The sequence below is a fragment of the Sulfurirhabdus autotrophica genome, from assembly GCF_004346685.1.
Lineage (GTDB): Bacteria > Pseudomonadota > Gammaproteobacteria > Burkholderiales > SMCO01 > Sulfurirhabdus > Sulfurirhabdus autotrophica.
This window is the reverse complement of sequence record NZ_SMCO01000001.1, coordinates 149,266-163,284: the sequence shown is the minus strand read 5'-3', so window position 1 is coordinate 163,284 and position 14,019 is coordinate 149,266. Positions and strand designations below refer to the sequence as shown.

The following is a 14,019-nucleotide window of genomic DNA, read 5'->3' as shown; positions in this document are numbered from 1 at the left end:
CTGAATATGAAAATTATTATAATTACACCCACCTCATCGCGTTTTAAAAATGGTAACCACAACACTGCACAACGCTGGGCCAGATATCTTCGAGAAGGTGGTCACCAAGTAAAAATACAGCAACATTGGGACAGAAACAAAGCGGATATGATGATCGCTTTGCATGCGCGACGAAGTTATGATTCCATCAAGCAATTTTCAACACTATATCCAAACTCACCTCTCATTGTCGTACTGACCGGTACAGATTTATACCGCGACATAAAAACGGATCCAAACTCACAGGAATCCATGAATCTCGCTACACGATTACTGGTGTTACAGGATATGGGGCGACAGGAATTAACAGAAATCTACCGTATCAAGACCGACGTTCTGTACCAGTCAGCGATGCCACTCATCAAGAAAACACCGCCGAAAAGACGATTTGAAGTTTCTCTTATAGGTCATCTACGAGATGAAAAAGATCCTTTTCGTAGTGCCTTGGCAACACTGCTGCTTCCTCCCCAATCCAAAATTCATATCACGCATATTGGGCGAGCTATGGAAGAAACCATGGCAGATGAAGCAAGAAACCTTATGAAATACAGCTCCCGTTATACCTGGATAGGTGAAATACCTCATAGTGAGGTGCGCCGTAAACTCGCGCATTCACACTTGATGGTGATCACATCTAAAATGGAAGGAGGGGCAAACGTCATTTGTGAAGCACTGATGGGCGATATTCCGATTATTTCGTCTGCGGTATCGGGTAATATCGGCATGCTAGGCGAGGATTATGCAGGGTATTTTCCATGTGGAAATGAAAAAGCGCTAGCCGAATTGCTTTGGCGTGCAGAATCAGACCCGCTTTTTTATTCCCTCTTAAAAACCCAATGCGCTCAACGCAAGCACTATGTTCAACCAGAAAAAGAAAAAATCGAATTACTAAATCTGGTTAAACGGATCAGTGAGCCTATTTCTTAGCGAGGTGAGCTAAACCTTCAGAGGCACGCAAACAAAGTGCCTTAAATTCTTCATAACTATGCGCATCTAATTCGCAATCACCATGTTTTCTGTCAGCATAAAACATCCCTACTGGCTTATCATGAATATGCACAGCCATTGCAAAAAATTCTCCCTCTCCTATTATTTTTATTATTTCTGCTGGTAATAGCGGGGCAAACTTTTCCTTGTTTGAAGCATTAAACCATAGGCCTTGCTGTTTGCTCATCAAACGAGTAAATAAATGGGGCGTACTTAACGAATATTCAAACTGACGTAAAGGAGAATTGGCTTCTGCACCCAACACAAATTTAGCCTTAACACTTTTTCGATCCGGAGTCATCAGCGCAAAAACAACCCGATTTAATCCAATGCCATCATGCATACCCTTCAAAACCAATGCCATGAGTTGCTGCAAATTAAAGGTTCCATCGAGATGCGAACCAATTTCCTGCATGACATGCTTCATCACTGCAGGCTGCGGCATAAAGCATAGCGCTTCCTCATCAGATTCAATAGCAGTAGGCACGATCTCATCCGGAATTTCATCTTCCGGCCATGTTCCTGGCAGCAAAGGTAACCAGGCAGCGGCAGGCGTTACACCATACAACTCCCATTGTCTTGCAGCAATAATGGCATTCTGATGAATTCTGGCAATAATGGGTTCTTCTTCCATTCGCAACAAGAGGGCAACATCCTTCATGTCTTGCCACAAGGCCTCCTGATACCACCCTCTGTCTGAACGTCTGGCAATGGAATCGGCGAGTCGAATATCAATCACTCGTGGTCGTTCACTATTCTCCGGGTCCATGAAATCGATATATAACTCCGGCAAATTCCACGCTCTAGCGAGAGCCATCTGAAATTGTGAAAATTCAAAACCCAGCAGCGCTTTTTGCGTTTCTATAAACGGCAATTTATCTTGTCGCATGGACTTTACAATATCCAGATGCACTTCAGGTGCAAAACACCAGAACATTTGCTCACCAAGAGACTGAACCAATGTTCCGGTATAAACTTCTTCAGCCTTCACATCGTTACGCAAAACCGCCCAGTCCCATGCCTGATAAGCCGCATGGTGAGCACGGCTAATAACACGCATCAACCCAACAAAAGCATAACGACTGTACCCAAGATGGTCATCAATAAAAGTCAACTGACTGAACTGCTTAAAAAATGGGTCTATACCAAGCATCATGATGGCATGCTCAATCGTTGTCACTTCCCCTGCCAGCCGGCCACGGTGCATCCCGTTAATAAACCTTAAAATCCTGAGTGTCATTAACGGGTCTCGATACACCACAGCTGCAATACGTGAGGGGGTTAAATCTCTGGTGTTGGAAGACATGCGTTGAAATTCCTTTGCAGTTTTCCTTAACACCGGAATCTCTTTGTTCCTGAACTCATCAACCCAGTTATCGATGCTCTTTTCCATGGAGATTTTCACATTTTCCAAATATAAAGCGTTGAGTCATTTAAATCATTCAATGGCACAACTTGAGTTGGATTAACCCCCGGAACAACAAAAGTATTACTGATAAAAAGTGAACCTGGGCGCATTTCAGAGCGTGCCTTTTGCCACAATTCCACCATAGGGACAGGTGATAGATAGGCATAAACCACATCATAATTAGCAAAATCAAGCTTCCAGAAATCACCCCAGGCAACTTGGAAGGCGCTTCCCTTATAATTCGCTTTCAACCAGCTAAAGATAAATGGCAAAGGAGCAGACTCAATACCATGATATTTTCCACCAGGCCTTACCTTACTCAGGTACGCCAGTAACCCGCCTAGTCCCGAGCCCAGATCTATAAAAGAGAAACCGGGTTCTGCCGGCAACAATTCGCTGATCGCCACCCATGCTTTGCGACTGGAAAGATAAAGTGGCACTTGAGTTCTGAAAGTGTTCCAGTAAATCATTGCCAGCGACAAAAATGCCAGCAGGAACCAGCCAGAAGGAATATGCAGATACTGTGCACTAATTAATGTTGGAGCAAACAGGAATTGAATAACGTACCACCAGGTTGCAAATCGAATAGCCAGACTGAATGCAACGGCTAGCACCCCTTGAATGACTGCCAGTTGCATGGGTGAGAAATCTACTGCAACAACTTGATGGAAAACAGGTATAACCAGAAACAAACTACAGAAAGCAATTAGTTGTATAAATAATGCAAGAATTGCAGGTGGCAATTTACGAATGCGCGCTATTAAAAGCATAGTAACGTTAGATTCAAATTTGCTAGTGCTTGGGCTGACTTCCACTCAGCGCCCCTTCAGTAACTGGTTTGGTTTTGATCTCCTGCACAGGATCGCTTCCCTCACTTGACTCTTCTGCCGGCTTCACCTCTTGGACGGGACCGCTTTCTTTAGCAAATTCTTCTTCTGTTTTCTTGTTCAAGACGATGATACTTATTCGCCTGTTAATAGGATTTTCCGGGTTTTCTTTATCAAATAATACTGCTGATGCCAGCCCCACCACACGCAACATTTTATTTTCATTCATACCGCCAACAATCAACTCCCTTCGGGAAGCATTGGCCCTTTCGGTAGAAAGCTCCCAGTTGCTATAGCCCGCTTCCCCTCCTGCATAAACCGTAGCATCAGTATGCCCAGAAAGACTGACTCGATTAGGCACTTCATTCAGAATTTTTCCAATTTCATGCAAAATATCACGTGTATATGGCTTCAGGGCTGCATGCCCACTATCAAACATCGGCCGATTTTTTTCGTCAACAATCTGGATACGCAAACCTTCGCTGGTAATATCAATCAGCAGTTGGTCCTTATATTTACTCAAACCAGGGTTTGCTGCAATCGCTGCTTTCAGCTTACTTTTCAAGCCTTCCAGTTTAGCCGCTTCCATCCGCTCAAACTCATGCTTCGCAGCTTCCAGGTTGATCAATCTTTTTTGCTGGGGTACTTCGCCTTTTTTAACCTGGCCAGCCCTGCGTGTCAGATCCTGCCCACCACCTTTTATAACGCTTGAGCTATCACCGCTACCAGAACCTCCAGCAAGTGCAACTTTCAAAGGCGTTTTAAAATACTCAGCGATACCACTCAAGTCACCTTTTGCTGTCGAGCCCAATAACCACATAAGCAAAAAGAAAGCCATCATCGCCGTCACAAAATCAGCATAAGCGATTTTCCAGGCACCACCGTGGTGGCCATGAGCGCTCTTCTTGATTTTTTTTACAATAATTGGCCGCTGGGATGTATCACTCATCCTGGATATCCTGAGTATTTAGGCTGCTATATTTCATAACAAACATAGTAGTTATTTACCTTTACGCGATTTCACGTCTTCTTCCAACTCACTGAAGGTAGGCCTGTCTGTGGAGTACAAAACTTTACGCCCGAATTCAATCGCAACCTGTGGAGCATAACCATTCAAGCTGGCCAGCAAGGTTACTTTGATACATTCAAAAGGCTTGGACGATTCATGCATTTTTTGTTCAAGTGTTGAAGCAAGTGGGCCAACAAAGCCATAAGCGAGCAAAATACCCAGAAAGGTACCTACGAGAGCATGTGCAATCAAAATACCTAATTCTGCTGGCGGAATTCCCACCGACTCCATTGTATGAACCACTCCCATAACCGCTGCCACAATACCAAATGCCGGCAAACCATCACCCAACTTGGCAACTGCGCCGATAGCCGCTTCTGCTTCCTTGTGGTGAGTTTCCATTTCCTGATCCATCAAATTTTCAATTTCAAAGGCATTCAGGTTTCCCCCCACCATCAATCGCAAATAATCCGTAATGAATTCAATAAGGTGATGGTCTGAGCTAATATTAGGGTATTTGGAAAAAACAGGACTCTCATGGGGACTTTCAACGTCCCTCTCAATGGACATCAAACCTTCTTTGCGGACTTTTGCCAGAATTTCAAACAGGAGGGCCAGTAAGTCCATATACATGACTTTATTGAACTTTCCTGCCTTGAATACGGTAGGAAGCGTCTTGATAGTGCTTTTTACAACAGTAAGGGTATTACCCACCAAAAAAGCACCAGCGGCAGCACCGCCAATCATTAAAAGCTCCAGTGGCTGAAATAAAACAGCCAGGTGCCCCCCGGCCATCGCAAAACCGCCAAATACTGAGCCTATAACAATAACCCAACCAATAATTACAAACATTACAAGCTGCTCCTCATGGCGTCACTTTTCATTTCAGAAAAGGCAGCGTATTAATCAGGACGATTCAGCTTCTGACGAAGCTTGAATCGAATAGTTACCGTTCAGGAAACTTAACCCAGTCTCTCGCCAATGACTGCAATGGCTATATTAATCAACCCAAGACTTAAGTTAATACCAATCAATACGCGAATTTGTGCAAGGGCAGCGCCTGCGGACTTCCACTCCTGAACGGCTACAAAGCGTTTTAAACGACCATAGGGCGCAAAAAATACATGGGCAAAAATCAACATCATCAGCAGACCAATACCAAACATGCTATGAACAAAAACAGGCGTGGTAGCAAAACCACCAAATTTAGTAAAAATCAGGTCAAGACCACTCCCCAGAATTAAAAGAACGGATGCCCATACCCAAGGGAAAAAACGACCGAAAGTTCCAACCCAAAGTGTTAAACGCTGAGGAGGTTCAAGTAGCTGAGCAGCTGCAGGACGAAGTGCCATATAGGCAAAAAACATGCCTCCCACCCAAACGACTATGCCAAGAATATGCAGCAGAATAGCAAATTTCACGGTAGAGATTTTCCTTTATTGGTATTGCGAAATAGTTGATTCGATTAGAACTGTAAATTATTCTAACTAATTTTCGTTTCTTTTTCTCTAATAATATTTTTTACTGGTGAAAAACTCATCCGGTGTATTGACGTCACGCCAAATTCTTTCAGTGCTCGTACATGATCCGCAGTAGGATAACCTTTATGTCGATCAAACCCATATTGCGGATATAGTAAATGTAACGACAGCATTTCTGCATCTCTGGCTGTTTTAGCCAAAATGGACGCAGCGGAAATTTCTGGTACTGAACTGTCCCCTTTAACAATTGCCTTCGTGGACATAGTTAACTTGGGACATTGATTTCCATCCACCAACACTTCTGTTGGTATTAGTTTAAGCTGATTTACCGCACGCTGCATGGCAAGCAAACTGGCTTGCAAGATGTTAATACGATCGATCTCTTCAACTTCAGCACGCGCTACAGCCCACGCCAATGAAAACTCCCTTATTTCAAGCGCCAATTTATCCCGTTTTTTTTCGCTCAGTTTTTTCGAATCTGCCAACCCGATTATAGGCCGTTCTGGATTCAGAATAACAGCTGCCGCATAAACGGGCCCTGCCAATGGACCCCTGCCCGCTTCATCCACGCCACAGATGAGGATGTTATTGTGAATCTTTACAATCTGTTTCATCGGGTCAAATAGGGTAATAACGCAGCGGCAACCTTCTCTCCAGTATTCTGGCGCAGAGCAACATGCATATCTGTAAAACGATTGATCAATTCTTTTTCCAGCGTTTGATCATTCAAAATATTCAGTAAGGCTTGGGACAGATTTTCAGGCGTCGCATTTTCTTGTAGCAGCTCTGGCACAATAAAACGCCCTGCAAGAACATTAGGCAACCCAACATAAGGAAGATAAGCTCTTCGCTTTGCAAGTTTCCAGGTTAATTTGGATACCCTGTAGGTTATCACCATAGGGCGTTTAAGCAATGCAGTTTCCAGGGTTGCTGTACCAGAAGCCACCAGGACAACGTTAGCGGCAGTAATTGCGTCATAGGCATGGCCAAACAAAATTGTTATCGGCAAATCTTCGCCACCCGCGCTGTATATGGCTTTCTCAAATATCTTGCGGGTTTCTCTGCTAACTAAAGGAACAAGAAAACGGGCGGCGGGACAAGATTGGATAACCTCCCTTGCCGTTTTCACATAAAGTTCCGCAAGAGAATGCAGTTCTCTTTGCCTGCTCCCGGGCAGCATGGCAATAATGACTTCGGATTGTGACAGTTTTAACTGTTCACGTGCCAATTGTCTATTAGGTTCCATTGGTAACATATCTCCCAATGGATGGCCTACATAAGTAACAGGAATACCTGCTTTTTCGTAAATAGGCTTTTCAAAGGGAAATAACACCAAAATACGGGAAACTGCCTGTGCAATTTTACGAATCCGCTCACCACGCCAAGCCCAGATAGAAGGACTTACATAATGAATCGCAGGAATCCCCTTGGCTTTTAGCTGTGATTCCAGTTCCAGATTGAAATCAGGGGCATCAATACCAATAAATACATTGGGTGGGTCACTCAGAAAAATTTCAGTCAGTTTACGGCGGATTCCCAAAATTTCTCGATAATGACGGATCACTTCGGTAAATCCGTTGACTGCCAGTTTTTCCATATGAAATAAAGAAATAGCGCCAGCAGAAATCATTTTTGGACCCGCTATACCAACAAATTCGATGTCAGGCAGCTTTTCCTTGAGCGCTCGAATCAGATGCGCTCCCAGCAAATCACCGGACGCTTCACCTGCAACAATACCAACACGTAGCCTGTCGCGGGTAACTTTCCCCTTAACGTCATCTTGCACCATTAAACAGCCTCTCCGACTTATCGAACAATACCGCGGGAGGAAGCCGCTAGAAATTCAAGAAAAATTCCGAGTTCAGGGCAATCTATAACCTGTTCCGACAAAGCACGTTTAGCCTCTTCCAGAGTCAACCCGGCACGATAAAGGGTTTTGTATGCGCGTTTAATTTGCATAATTGCTTCGCTTGAGTATCCACGACGTTTCAAGCCCTCAGAGTTAATGCCATGAGGTTTTGAAGGGTTGCCAGCCACTGTTACATATGGTGGTACATCTTGAACAATAGAACTGCCCATACCCGTAAATACATGGGCTCCAACATGGCAAAATTGATGAACAAGCGTAAACCCACCCAGAATAACGAAATCATCAATATGCACATGACCAGCAAGTGAGGCATTGTTGGCAAAAATCGTGTTATTTCCAATCTGGCAGTCATGGGCAATATGTACATAGGCCATAATCCAGTTATCATTGCCAATTTTGGTTACGCCAACATCTTGTATAGTCCCGACATTCAACGTACAAGACTCACGAATGACGTTACGATCACCAATTTCCAGACGGGTAGGCTCTCCAGCAAATTTTTTATCCTGGGGTACTTCCCCCAAAGAAGCAAACTGAAAAATCTGATTATCTTTACCTATACGCGTGTGACCTGTAATCACCACATGCGGGCCAATTTTCGTGCCAGAGCCAATTTCTACGTGATCGCCAATAATAGAATAAGGACCAACTTCAACATCTGCTGCAAGCTTGGCCCCCTCACCAACAATGGCTGTAGCATGAATCATTTAAATCGCTCGCAATGTACACATCAAGTCAGCCTCAGCTGCAAGCACATCATCCACCTTTGCTTGGGCCTTATACTTCCAGACACCTTTCATGGTGCGAGTAATTTCAACTTGCAATACCAATTGATCGCCTGCAAAAACAGGCTTTTTGAATCTGGCATTATCTATACCGGCAAAGTAATAGACTGATTTGTCATCTGGGCGTGTACCCATGGTTTTAAATGACAAAATAGCAGCTGCTTGCGCCATGGCTTCAATGATGAGGACACCGGGCATAACAGGAAAATGCGGGAAATGCCCCTCAAAAAAAGGCTCATTAATAGTAACGTTCTTGATCGCGGTAATCGTTTTACCCGGTTCGCAAGAAAGCACTCGATCCACTAATAAAAAAGGGTAACGGTGCGGAAGATAGGTCAGAATTTCATGGATGTCCATACTGCTCAAGATGATTTCCTTTCAAGTTCGTTGATCTTTTGTTCCAACATGCGGATTTTGTCTGCCATGTTGTCCAGATGACGTAATTGCGCAGCATTTTTTAACCAATCCTTGTGGCTGGAAAATGGCATGGCCGAAGTATAAGTACCTGGCTTTGTGATCGACTTCGTAATCAGCGTACCTGCAGACACATTAACGCCATCAGCTAATGCTAGATGACCCAATACCATACCGGCGCCACCAACAGTGCAATGGCTGCCGATTGTAGCACTGCCGGCAATCCCCACGCATCCAGCCATTGCAGAATGCGCACCAATTTTGACGTTATGAGCAACCATAATCAGGTTATCCAGTTTGACACCTTCTTCAATAACGGTATCTTCCAACGCCCCCCGATCAACTGTTGTATTGGCACCAATTTCCACATCATTTCCAATAATGGCACGGCCAATCTGTGGAATCTTCAACCAGCGACCTTCTTCATTAGCCAATCCAAATCCATCTGCGCCAATCACAACACCAGAATGCAAAATAACTCTGCTACCTATCTGGCAATCATGGTAAATAACGACACGAGGATAAAGCTTTGAATCTGATCCAATTACAACATTGTCACCAATGTAGCACCCCGGGGATATGACTGCATTTTCACCAATACGTGCATTTTTTCCTATATAAACAAAAGGCCCAATATTGGCAGAGAGGGCTATTTGCGCCGAAGCATCAACCTCAGCCAACGAATGCACACCGGGTTCACATTTCACAACAGGATTAAGCAGCGTAGAAACTTTGGCAAAATAAGCATAAGGATTACTGCATACAATACGTGGCAAAGTTGATGCATCGCGGTCTTTCAGACCAAGGATAATCGCACCTGCTGCAGTGTGTTGTAATTGGTTGAGGTATCGCGCACCGGAAAAAAAACTGACCTGATCGCTTTTAGCGCTTTCCAGTGAGGAGACCTGGTTAATTTCAGTATTGGCAGCGCCTATTAGTTCACCACCAAACTGCTCTACAAAATCTCCTAGAGTAAAGGATTTTTGATTTCCAGAGCGCATCAGTCAATGTCTGTTACTTGTCAGACAGAGCTTTCAGAACTCTTTCTGTCACATCAATTCGGGAGCTTGCAAAAACGGCTTCCTGAAGGATCAAATCAAACTTTTCGCTTTCTGCAATTGCCTGGATGGCTTTATTCGCTCTTTCCTGCACAGCTGAAAGCTCTTCATTACGTCTCAAATTCAGATCTTCACGAAACTCTCTTTGCGAACGCTGAATATCGCGATTCAGATTAGCCAGATCCCTTTCTTTATTTCGACGATCTGTGTCGCTAATTGTGACACCTTCTTTTTCCAGGTAAGTCTGGATATCACGTGCCTGCTTGGTCATTTTCTGGAGTTCAAGATCACGCGCAGCGAATTCCTTTTCCAGTTTCTTTTGTGCTCTGACTGCCGGAGCAGCTTCGCGGAACACACGTTCAGTATTTACAAAACCAATTTTATATTCTGCTGCTAAAACTGTGGGCGCAACCTGCAGCAACAAAGCTGTAGCACATACTGATAATAAGAACTTTTTCAACTTACTCTCCTACCTTAATAATTATTTTAAAATGCTGTACCCAAAACAAACTGGAATTTTTGTATTTTATCATTTTCTTGCGCTTTGAAAGCTTTGGCCAAACTAAATTTAAGCGGACCTATGGGTGATTGCCAACTTAATCCAACGCCTGCTGAATATCGCATATTTCCAAAACTCAATTTCTCATCCTGCCCATACGCTGCACCAGCATCCATGAAAGCGCTGAGTCTTACAGACTTATCCTTGTTTAAACCAGGGAATGGAAAAAAAACCTCTGCATTACCCACTATACGACGATTTCCGCCCAAAGAATTGCCGTTAATATCCTTTGGACCCAAAGTACCGGAATCATATCCGCGTACTGACGTGTTGCCACCAGCATAGAAATTCTTGAAAAATGGCAATGTCTTTCCACCATAGCCATTACCCATTCCAGCCTCACCATTCAGCATAAGCGTATAGTCTCTGGACAATGGGTAAAACCATTGATGCTGGTAGTTAAGTTTATAGTACTTCAGGGTTCCCCCAGGCAAGCCAAGTTCGCCATAAACCCGTTGCAACGTACCTTGAGTTGGATAAATCAGACTATCACGTGTATCACGAGCCCAACCTACATCTCCGCGCAAAGTAGTGTTTGTCGAACCAAATTCGTTCACGAAATTAATGTACTGGATCGGACTGGTATCCAATACACCTAGTTTGGTGCGTTCGTAGCTCAAACCAAAATTAACTGTATCGAGTTCATTTAATGGGATACCAAGTCGCATTCCCCCACCCAATGTTTTACTGGTATAAGGTGAAACAGAGCTGGTAGTCGCATCTACGTTTCGCTGATATACATCATAACCAAGGCTAACCCCATCCGGAGTGTAGTACGGGTTAGTAAATGATAAAGAATAAACTTTATTTATTTTGCTGCTATTAACCTGAACAGCAAGATAATTACCGGACCCAAAAACATTGCTCTGAGATACTGAACCGCTTAAAACCACCCCATCAGTGCTTGAAAATCCAAGACCCGCCATAATGCTGCCAGTTGGTTTTTCAGTAACATTAAAATTCACATCTACTTGATCCGTTGTACCCGTTACTGCAGGCGTTTCAACGTTGACATCAGAAAAATAACCCAGGCGATTCAAACGTTCACGAGACCTGTTGATTTTTTCGGCAGAATACCATCCGCCTTCTAATTGCCGCATTTCACGTCGAATCACTTCGTCGCTTGTTTTAGTGTTACCGGTGATATTCAACTCATGTACATAAACACGCCGACCAGGGTCCAGAAAAAAAGTAAAAGCTACTTTATGGTTTACTTTATCCAATTCAGGAACAGCATTGACGTTTGCAAATGCGTAGCCGTCATTACCCAAACGGTCCCCGATGAGTTTGCTGGATTCAGTCAGTTTCTCACGGGAGAAAACATCACCTGCCTTTAGTTTGATTAATTTCTTCAGTTCTTCTTCGGGCACCAGCAAATCACCAGCCAACTTTACATCTGAAACGGTATATTTTTCACCCTCTGTGATATTTACAGTCAGATAAATATCTTTTTTATCAGGACTAATTGAAACCTGAGTAGAATCAATATTAAACTCAAGATAGCCTTGATTCAGATAAAAGGACCGCAGCGTCTCCAGATCAGCCGAGAGTTTTTGTTTCGAGTACTGGTCATTCTTACTGTACCAAGTCAACCAGCCAGGCGTTGTCAGTACAAACAAATCCAACAGTTCTTTTTCTTTAAAGGCCTGATTACCTACAATGTTGATCTGATGAATTTTAGCAATTTCACCTTCATTAACCGTAAAATCAATCGCTACCCGATTACGTTCAAGCGGTGTCACAGTCGTTGTTACAGTAGCTGCATATTTGCCACGACTGTAATACTGCCGCTTTAATTCCTGCTCGGCTTTATCTAGCAAAGCTTTATCAAAAATACGGGATTCGGCCAGTCCTACCTGTTTAAGGCCATCCTTAAGTTGTTCCTTAGGAAATTCCTTGGTACCTGTAATTTCAATTTTGGAAATAGCGGGCCGTTCCTGCACCATAACAATCAATACATCTTTATCATATTCCAGACGCACGTCTTTAAAAAAGCCAGTTGAGAATAAGGCTTTAATTGCTGCGGATGCCTTTTCATCATCCATGGTTTCGCCCACTTTAACAGGCAAATAACTGAATACAGTGCCAGCTTCTGTACGTTGAATACCCTCAACCCGGATATCCTTAACCACAAAAGGTTGAATTGCCCAAGTGGATGCGGAAAACAAACCCATAATCAGGGAAGCAAGAAGTTTTGGTTTCATATTTTTATGAGCCTATTAGCAATCGATTGATATCGTTGTAGAAAGCAAAAGCCATTAAGGTCAACAAGAATGCCATGCCAACCTGTTGACCAATTTCCATGACTCTTTCAGAGACAGGGCTTCCTTTGATAATTTCCACCATATAATACAACAAATGACCACCATCCAATAAGGGGATGGGCAATAAATTCAATACACCCAGACTAATACTGATTAAAGCCAGGAAGCTGACATAAGGGACAAACCCCAAACTTGCCGTTTGACCCGCTATATCGGCAATCGTGATCGGGCCACTGATGTTTTTGAGAGAAACTTCGCCAATAGCCATTTTGAAGAGCATCTTCAAACTGAAAATAGCCGTATCCAAAGTCTTTCTGACCGATTCCTGTAATGCTCGCAACGGAGAATACTTTACTTGCGTTAACAGCATTTTCTTTTGAGAGGGATCTACCCAGGGGCCAGCACCAATTTTACCCACTTTCGTGCCATTTTCTACCACACCGTCAGGTACCACAGTAAGTTGAACAACCTTCCCTTGCCGATCCAGTGAAAATAGTAAAGGTAGTCCAGGCGATTTTCGCACCCACTCGACTAGCTCTTCCCAACGTTGTACCTGTGATTGATTAATCGAGACAACTACGTCGTCTTCATGCAATCCTGCTTGCGCTGAAGCACCATCAGGTAAAATTTGACCAATCCGGGTTGTGAGTTCGGGTCTGAAAATAGACAATCCCAATTTTTCAAGAAGATCCCCATCAAGATCTTCAGCTGTGAGACCACTCAAATCAAGCGTGTGAAAACTCAGTTCGCCCTTGGTATTTTGCACCTCAATTTTGACAATGGATTTTTGTACTGCATCTTGGAGCAGATACCAACGGACATCTTGCCAAGTAGCAACAGGTTGGGTGTTAATATTGAGAATTAAATCGCCCTTCTTCAAATCACTCACTGAAGCAGCGGTTTGTTTCGGCACATCCCCCAGAACAGGTTTTATGCCGGGAACACCATGCATAAACAACACCCAATAGAGCAGTATCGCCAGCAGCAGATTGGCTATTGGACCAGCAGCAACAATAGCAATGCGCCTTGATACAGTCTGACGATTAAATGCACGATGGGCTTCGTGTGGGCTAACCTTACCCTCACGCTCATCAAGCATCTTTACATATCCGCCTAACGGAAAAGCAGCGATTGCCCACTCAGTCTGATCAGCACCATATTTTTTAACCAGCAAAGGCTTACCGAACCCGATCGAAAACCGTAACACTTTCACTCCGGAAAGACGAGCAACCCAGTAATGCCCCAATTCGTGAATAACGATCAGGATACCCAGTGCAAGTGCAAAGGCAATGAGAGTAAAAATAATATTCATAGGATA

General features: G+C 43.7%; 14 protein-coding genes. 1 reads left to right on the top strand and 13 read right to left on the bottom strand.

Going from position 1 to position 14,019, the window contains the following annotated elements:
• Positions 1-6 precede the first annotated feature (6 nt).
• Complete coding sequence (gene senB, locus EDC63_RS00810; RefSeq protein WP_124947835.1) at positions 7-966, top strand: selenoneine biosynthesis selenosugar synthase SenB; 960 nt, start codon at positions 7-9, stop codon at positions 964-966.
• On the opposite strand, the gene EDC63_RS00805 is transcribed toward senB, so the two are convergent.
• The 13 genes from EDC63_RS00805 to rseP form a co-directional block, all read right to left on the bottom strand.
• Positions 956-2,419, bottom strand: coding sequence for an HDOD domain-containing protein (locus tag EDC63_RS00805; protein WP_124947836.1), 1,464 nt, complete (start codon positions 2,417-2,419; stop codon positions 956-958). The two genes, senB and EDC63_RS00805, sit on opposite strands and share 11 nt — an antisense overlap.
• An 8-nt stretch (positions 2,420-2,427) precedes the next feature.
• The gene (locus EDC63_RS00800; RefSeq protein WP_223272264.1) at positions 2,428-3,249 is read right to left on the bottom strand and encodes a class I SAM-dependent methyltransferase; all 822 of its coding nucleotides are present in this window, start codon (positions 3,247-3,249) and stop codon (positions 2,428-2,430) included.
• On the bottom strand, positions 3,227-4,210 hold the full coding sequence (gene motB, locus EDC63_RS00795; protein ID WP_124947838.1) for a flagellar motor protein MotB: 984 nt from the start codon (positions 4,208-4,210) through the stop codon (positions 3,227-3,229). Before motB ends, EDC63_RS00800 begins: the two co-directional genes overlap by 23 nt.
• Before the next feature lie 51 nt (positions 4,211-4,261).
• Complete coding sequence (gene motA, locus EDC63_RS00790; protein ID WP_124947839.1) at positions 4,262-5,122, bottom strand: flagellar motor stator protein MotA; 861 nt, start codon at positions 5,120-5,122, stop codon at positions 4,262-4,264.
• 110 nt (positions 5,123-5,232) lie between these two features.
• The gene (locus tag EDC63_RS00785; RefSeq protein ID WP_124947840.1) at positions 5,233-5,691 is read right to left on the bottom strand and encodes a CopD family protein; all 459 of its coding nucleotides are present in this window, start codon (positions 5,689-5,691) and stop codon (positions 5,233-5,235) included.
• Positions 5,692-5,753: 62 nt separating this feature from the next.
• Positions 5,754-6,365, bottom strand: a complete 612-nt coding sequence (gene rnhB / locus EDC63_RS00780; RefSeq protein ID WP_124947841.1) for a ribonuclease HII — start codon at positions 6,363-6,365, stop codon at positions 5,754-5,756.
• The gene (lpxB, locus tag EDC63_RS00775; RefSeq protein ID WP_124947842.1) at positions 6,362-7,540 is read right to left on the bottom strand and encodes a lipid-A-disaccharide synthase; all 1,179 of its coding nucleotides are present in this window, start codon (positions 7,538-7,540) and stop codon (positions 6,362-6,364) included. The genes rnhB and lpxB overlap by 4 nt, the downstream gene beginning before the upstream one ends.
• Before the next feature lie 17 nt (positions 7,541-7,557).
• Positions 7,558-8,328, bottom strand: coding sequence for an acyl-ACP--UDP-N-acetylglucosamine O-acyltransferase (gene lpxA / locus EDC63_RS00770; protein WP_124947843.1), 771 nt, complete (start codon positions 8,326-8,328; stop codon positions 7,558-7,560).
• Positions 8,329-8,763, bottom strand: coding sequence for a 3-hydroxyacyl-ACP dehydratase FabZ (gene fabZ / locus EDC63_RS00765; RefSeq protein ID WP_124948027.1), 435 nt, complete (start codon positions 8,761-8,763; stop codon positions 8,329-8,331).
• Positions 8,764-8,768: 5 nt separating this feature from the next.
• A complete protein-coding gene (gene lpxD, locus EDC63_RS00760) occupies positions 8,769-9,821 on the bottom strand; it encodes a UDP-3-O-(3-hydroxymyristoyl)glucosamine N-acyltransferase (protein WP_124947844.1) in 1,053 nt (350 codons plus the stop codon).
• 13 nt (positions 9,822-9,834) lie between these two features.
• Positions 9,835-10,338: an OmpH family outer membrane protein gene (locus EDC63_RS00755; protein WP_124947845.1), complete on the bottom strand. Its 504-nt coding sequence runs from the start codon at positions 10,336-10,338 to the stop codon at positions 9,835-9,837.
• Between the two features lie 26 nt (positions 10,339-10,364).
• Positions 10,365-12,641 carry an outer membrane protein assembly factor BamA gene (gene bamA, locus EDC63_RS00750; RefSeq protein ID WP_124947846.1) on the bottom strand — a complete coding sequence of 759 codons (2,277 nt, stop codon included), beginning with the start codon at positions 12,639-12,641 and terminating at the stop codon, positions 10,365-10,367.
• A gap of 4 nt (positions 12,642-12,645) precedes the next feature.
• Entirely contained in the window at positions 12,646-14,013 is a 1,368-nt protein-coding gene (rseP, locus tag EDC63_RS00745) for an RIP metalloprotease RseP (protein WP_189836553.1), read from the bottom strand.
• Positions 14,014-14,019: the final 6 nt, after the last annotated feature.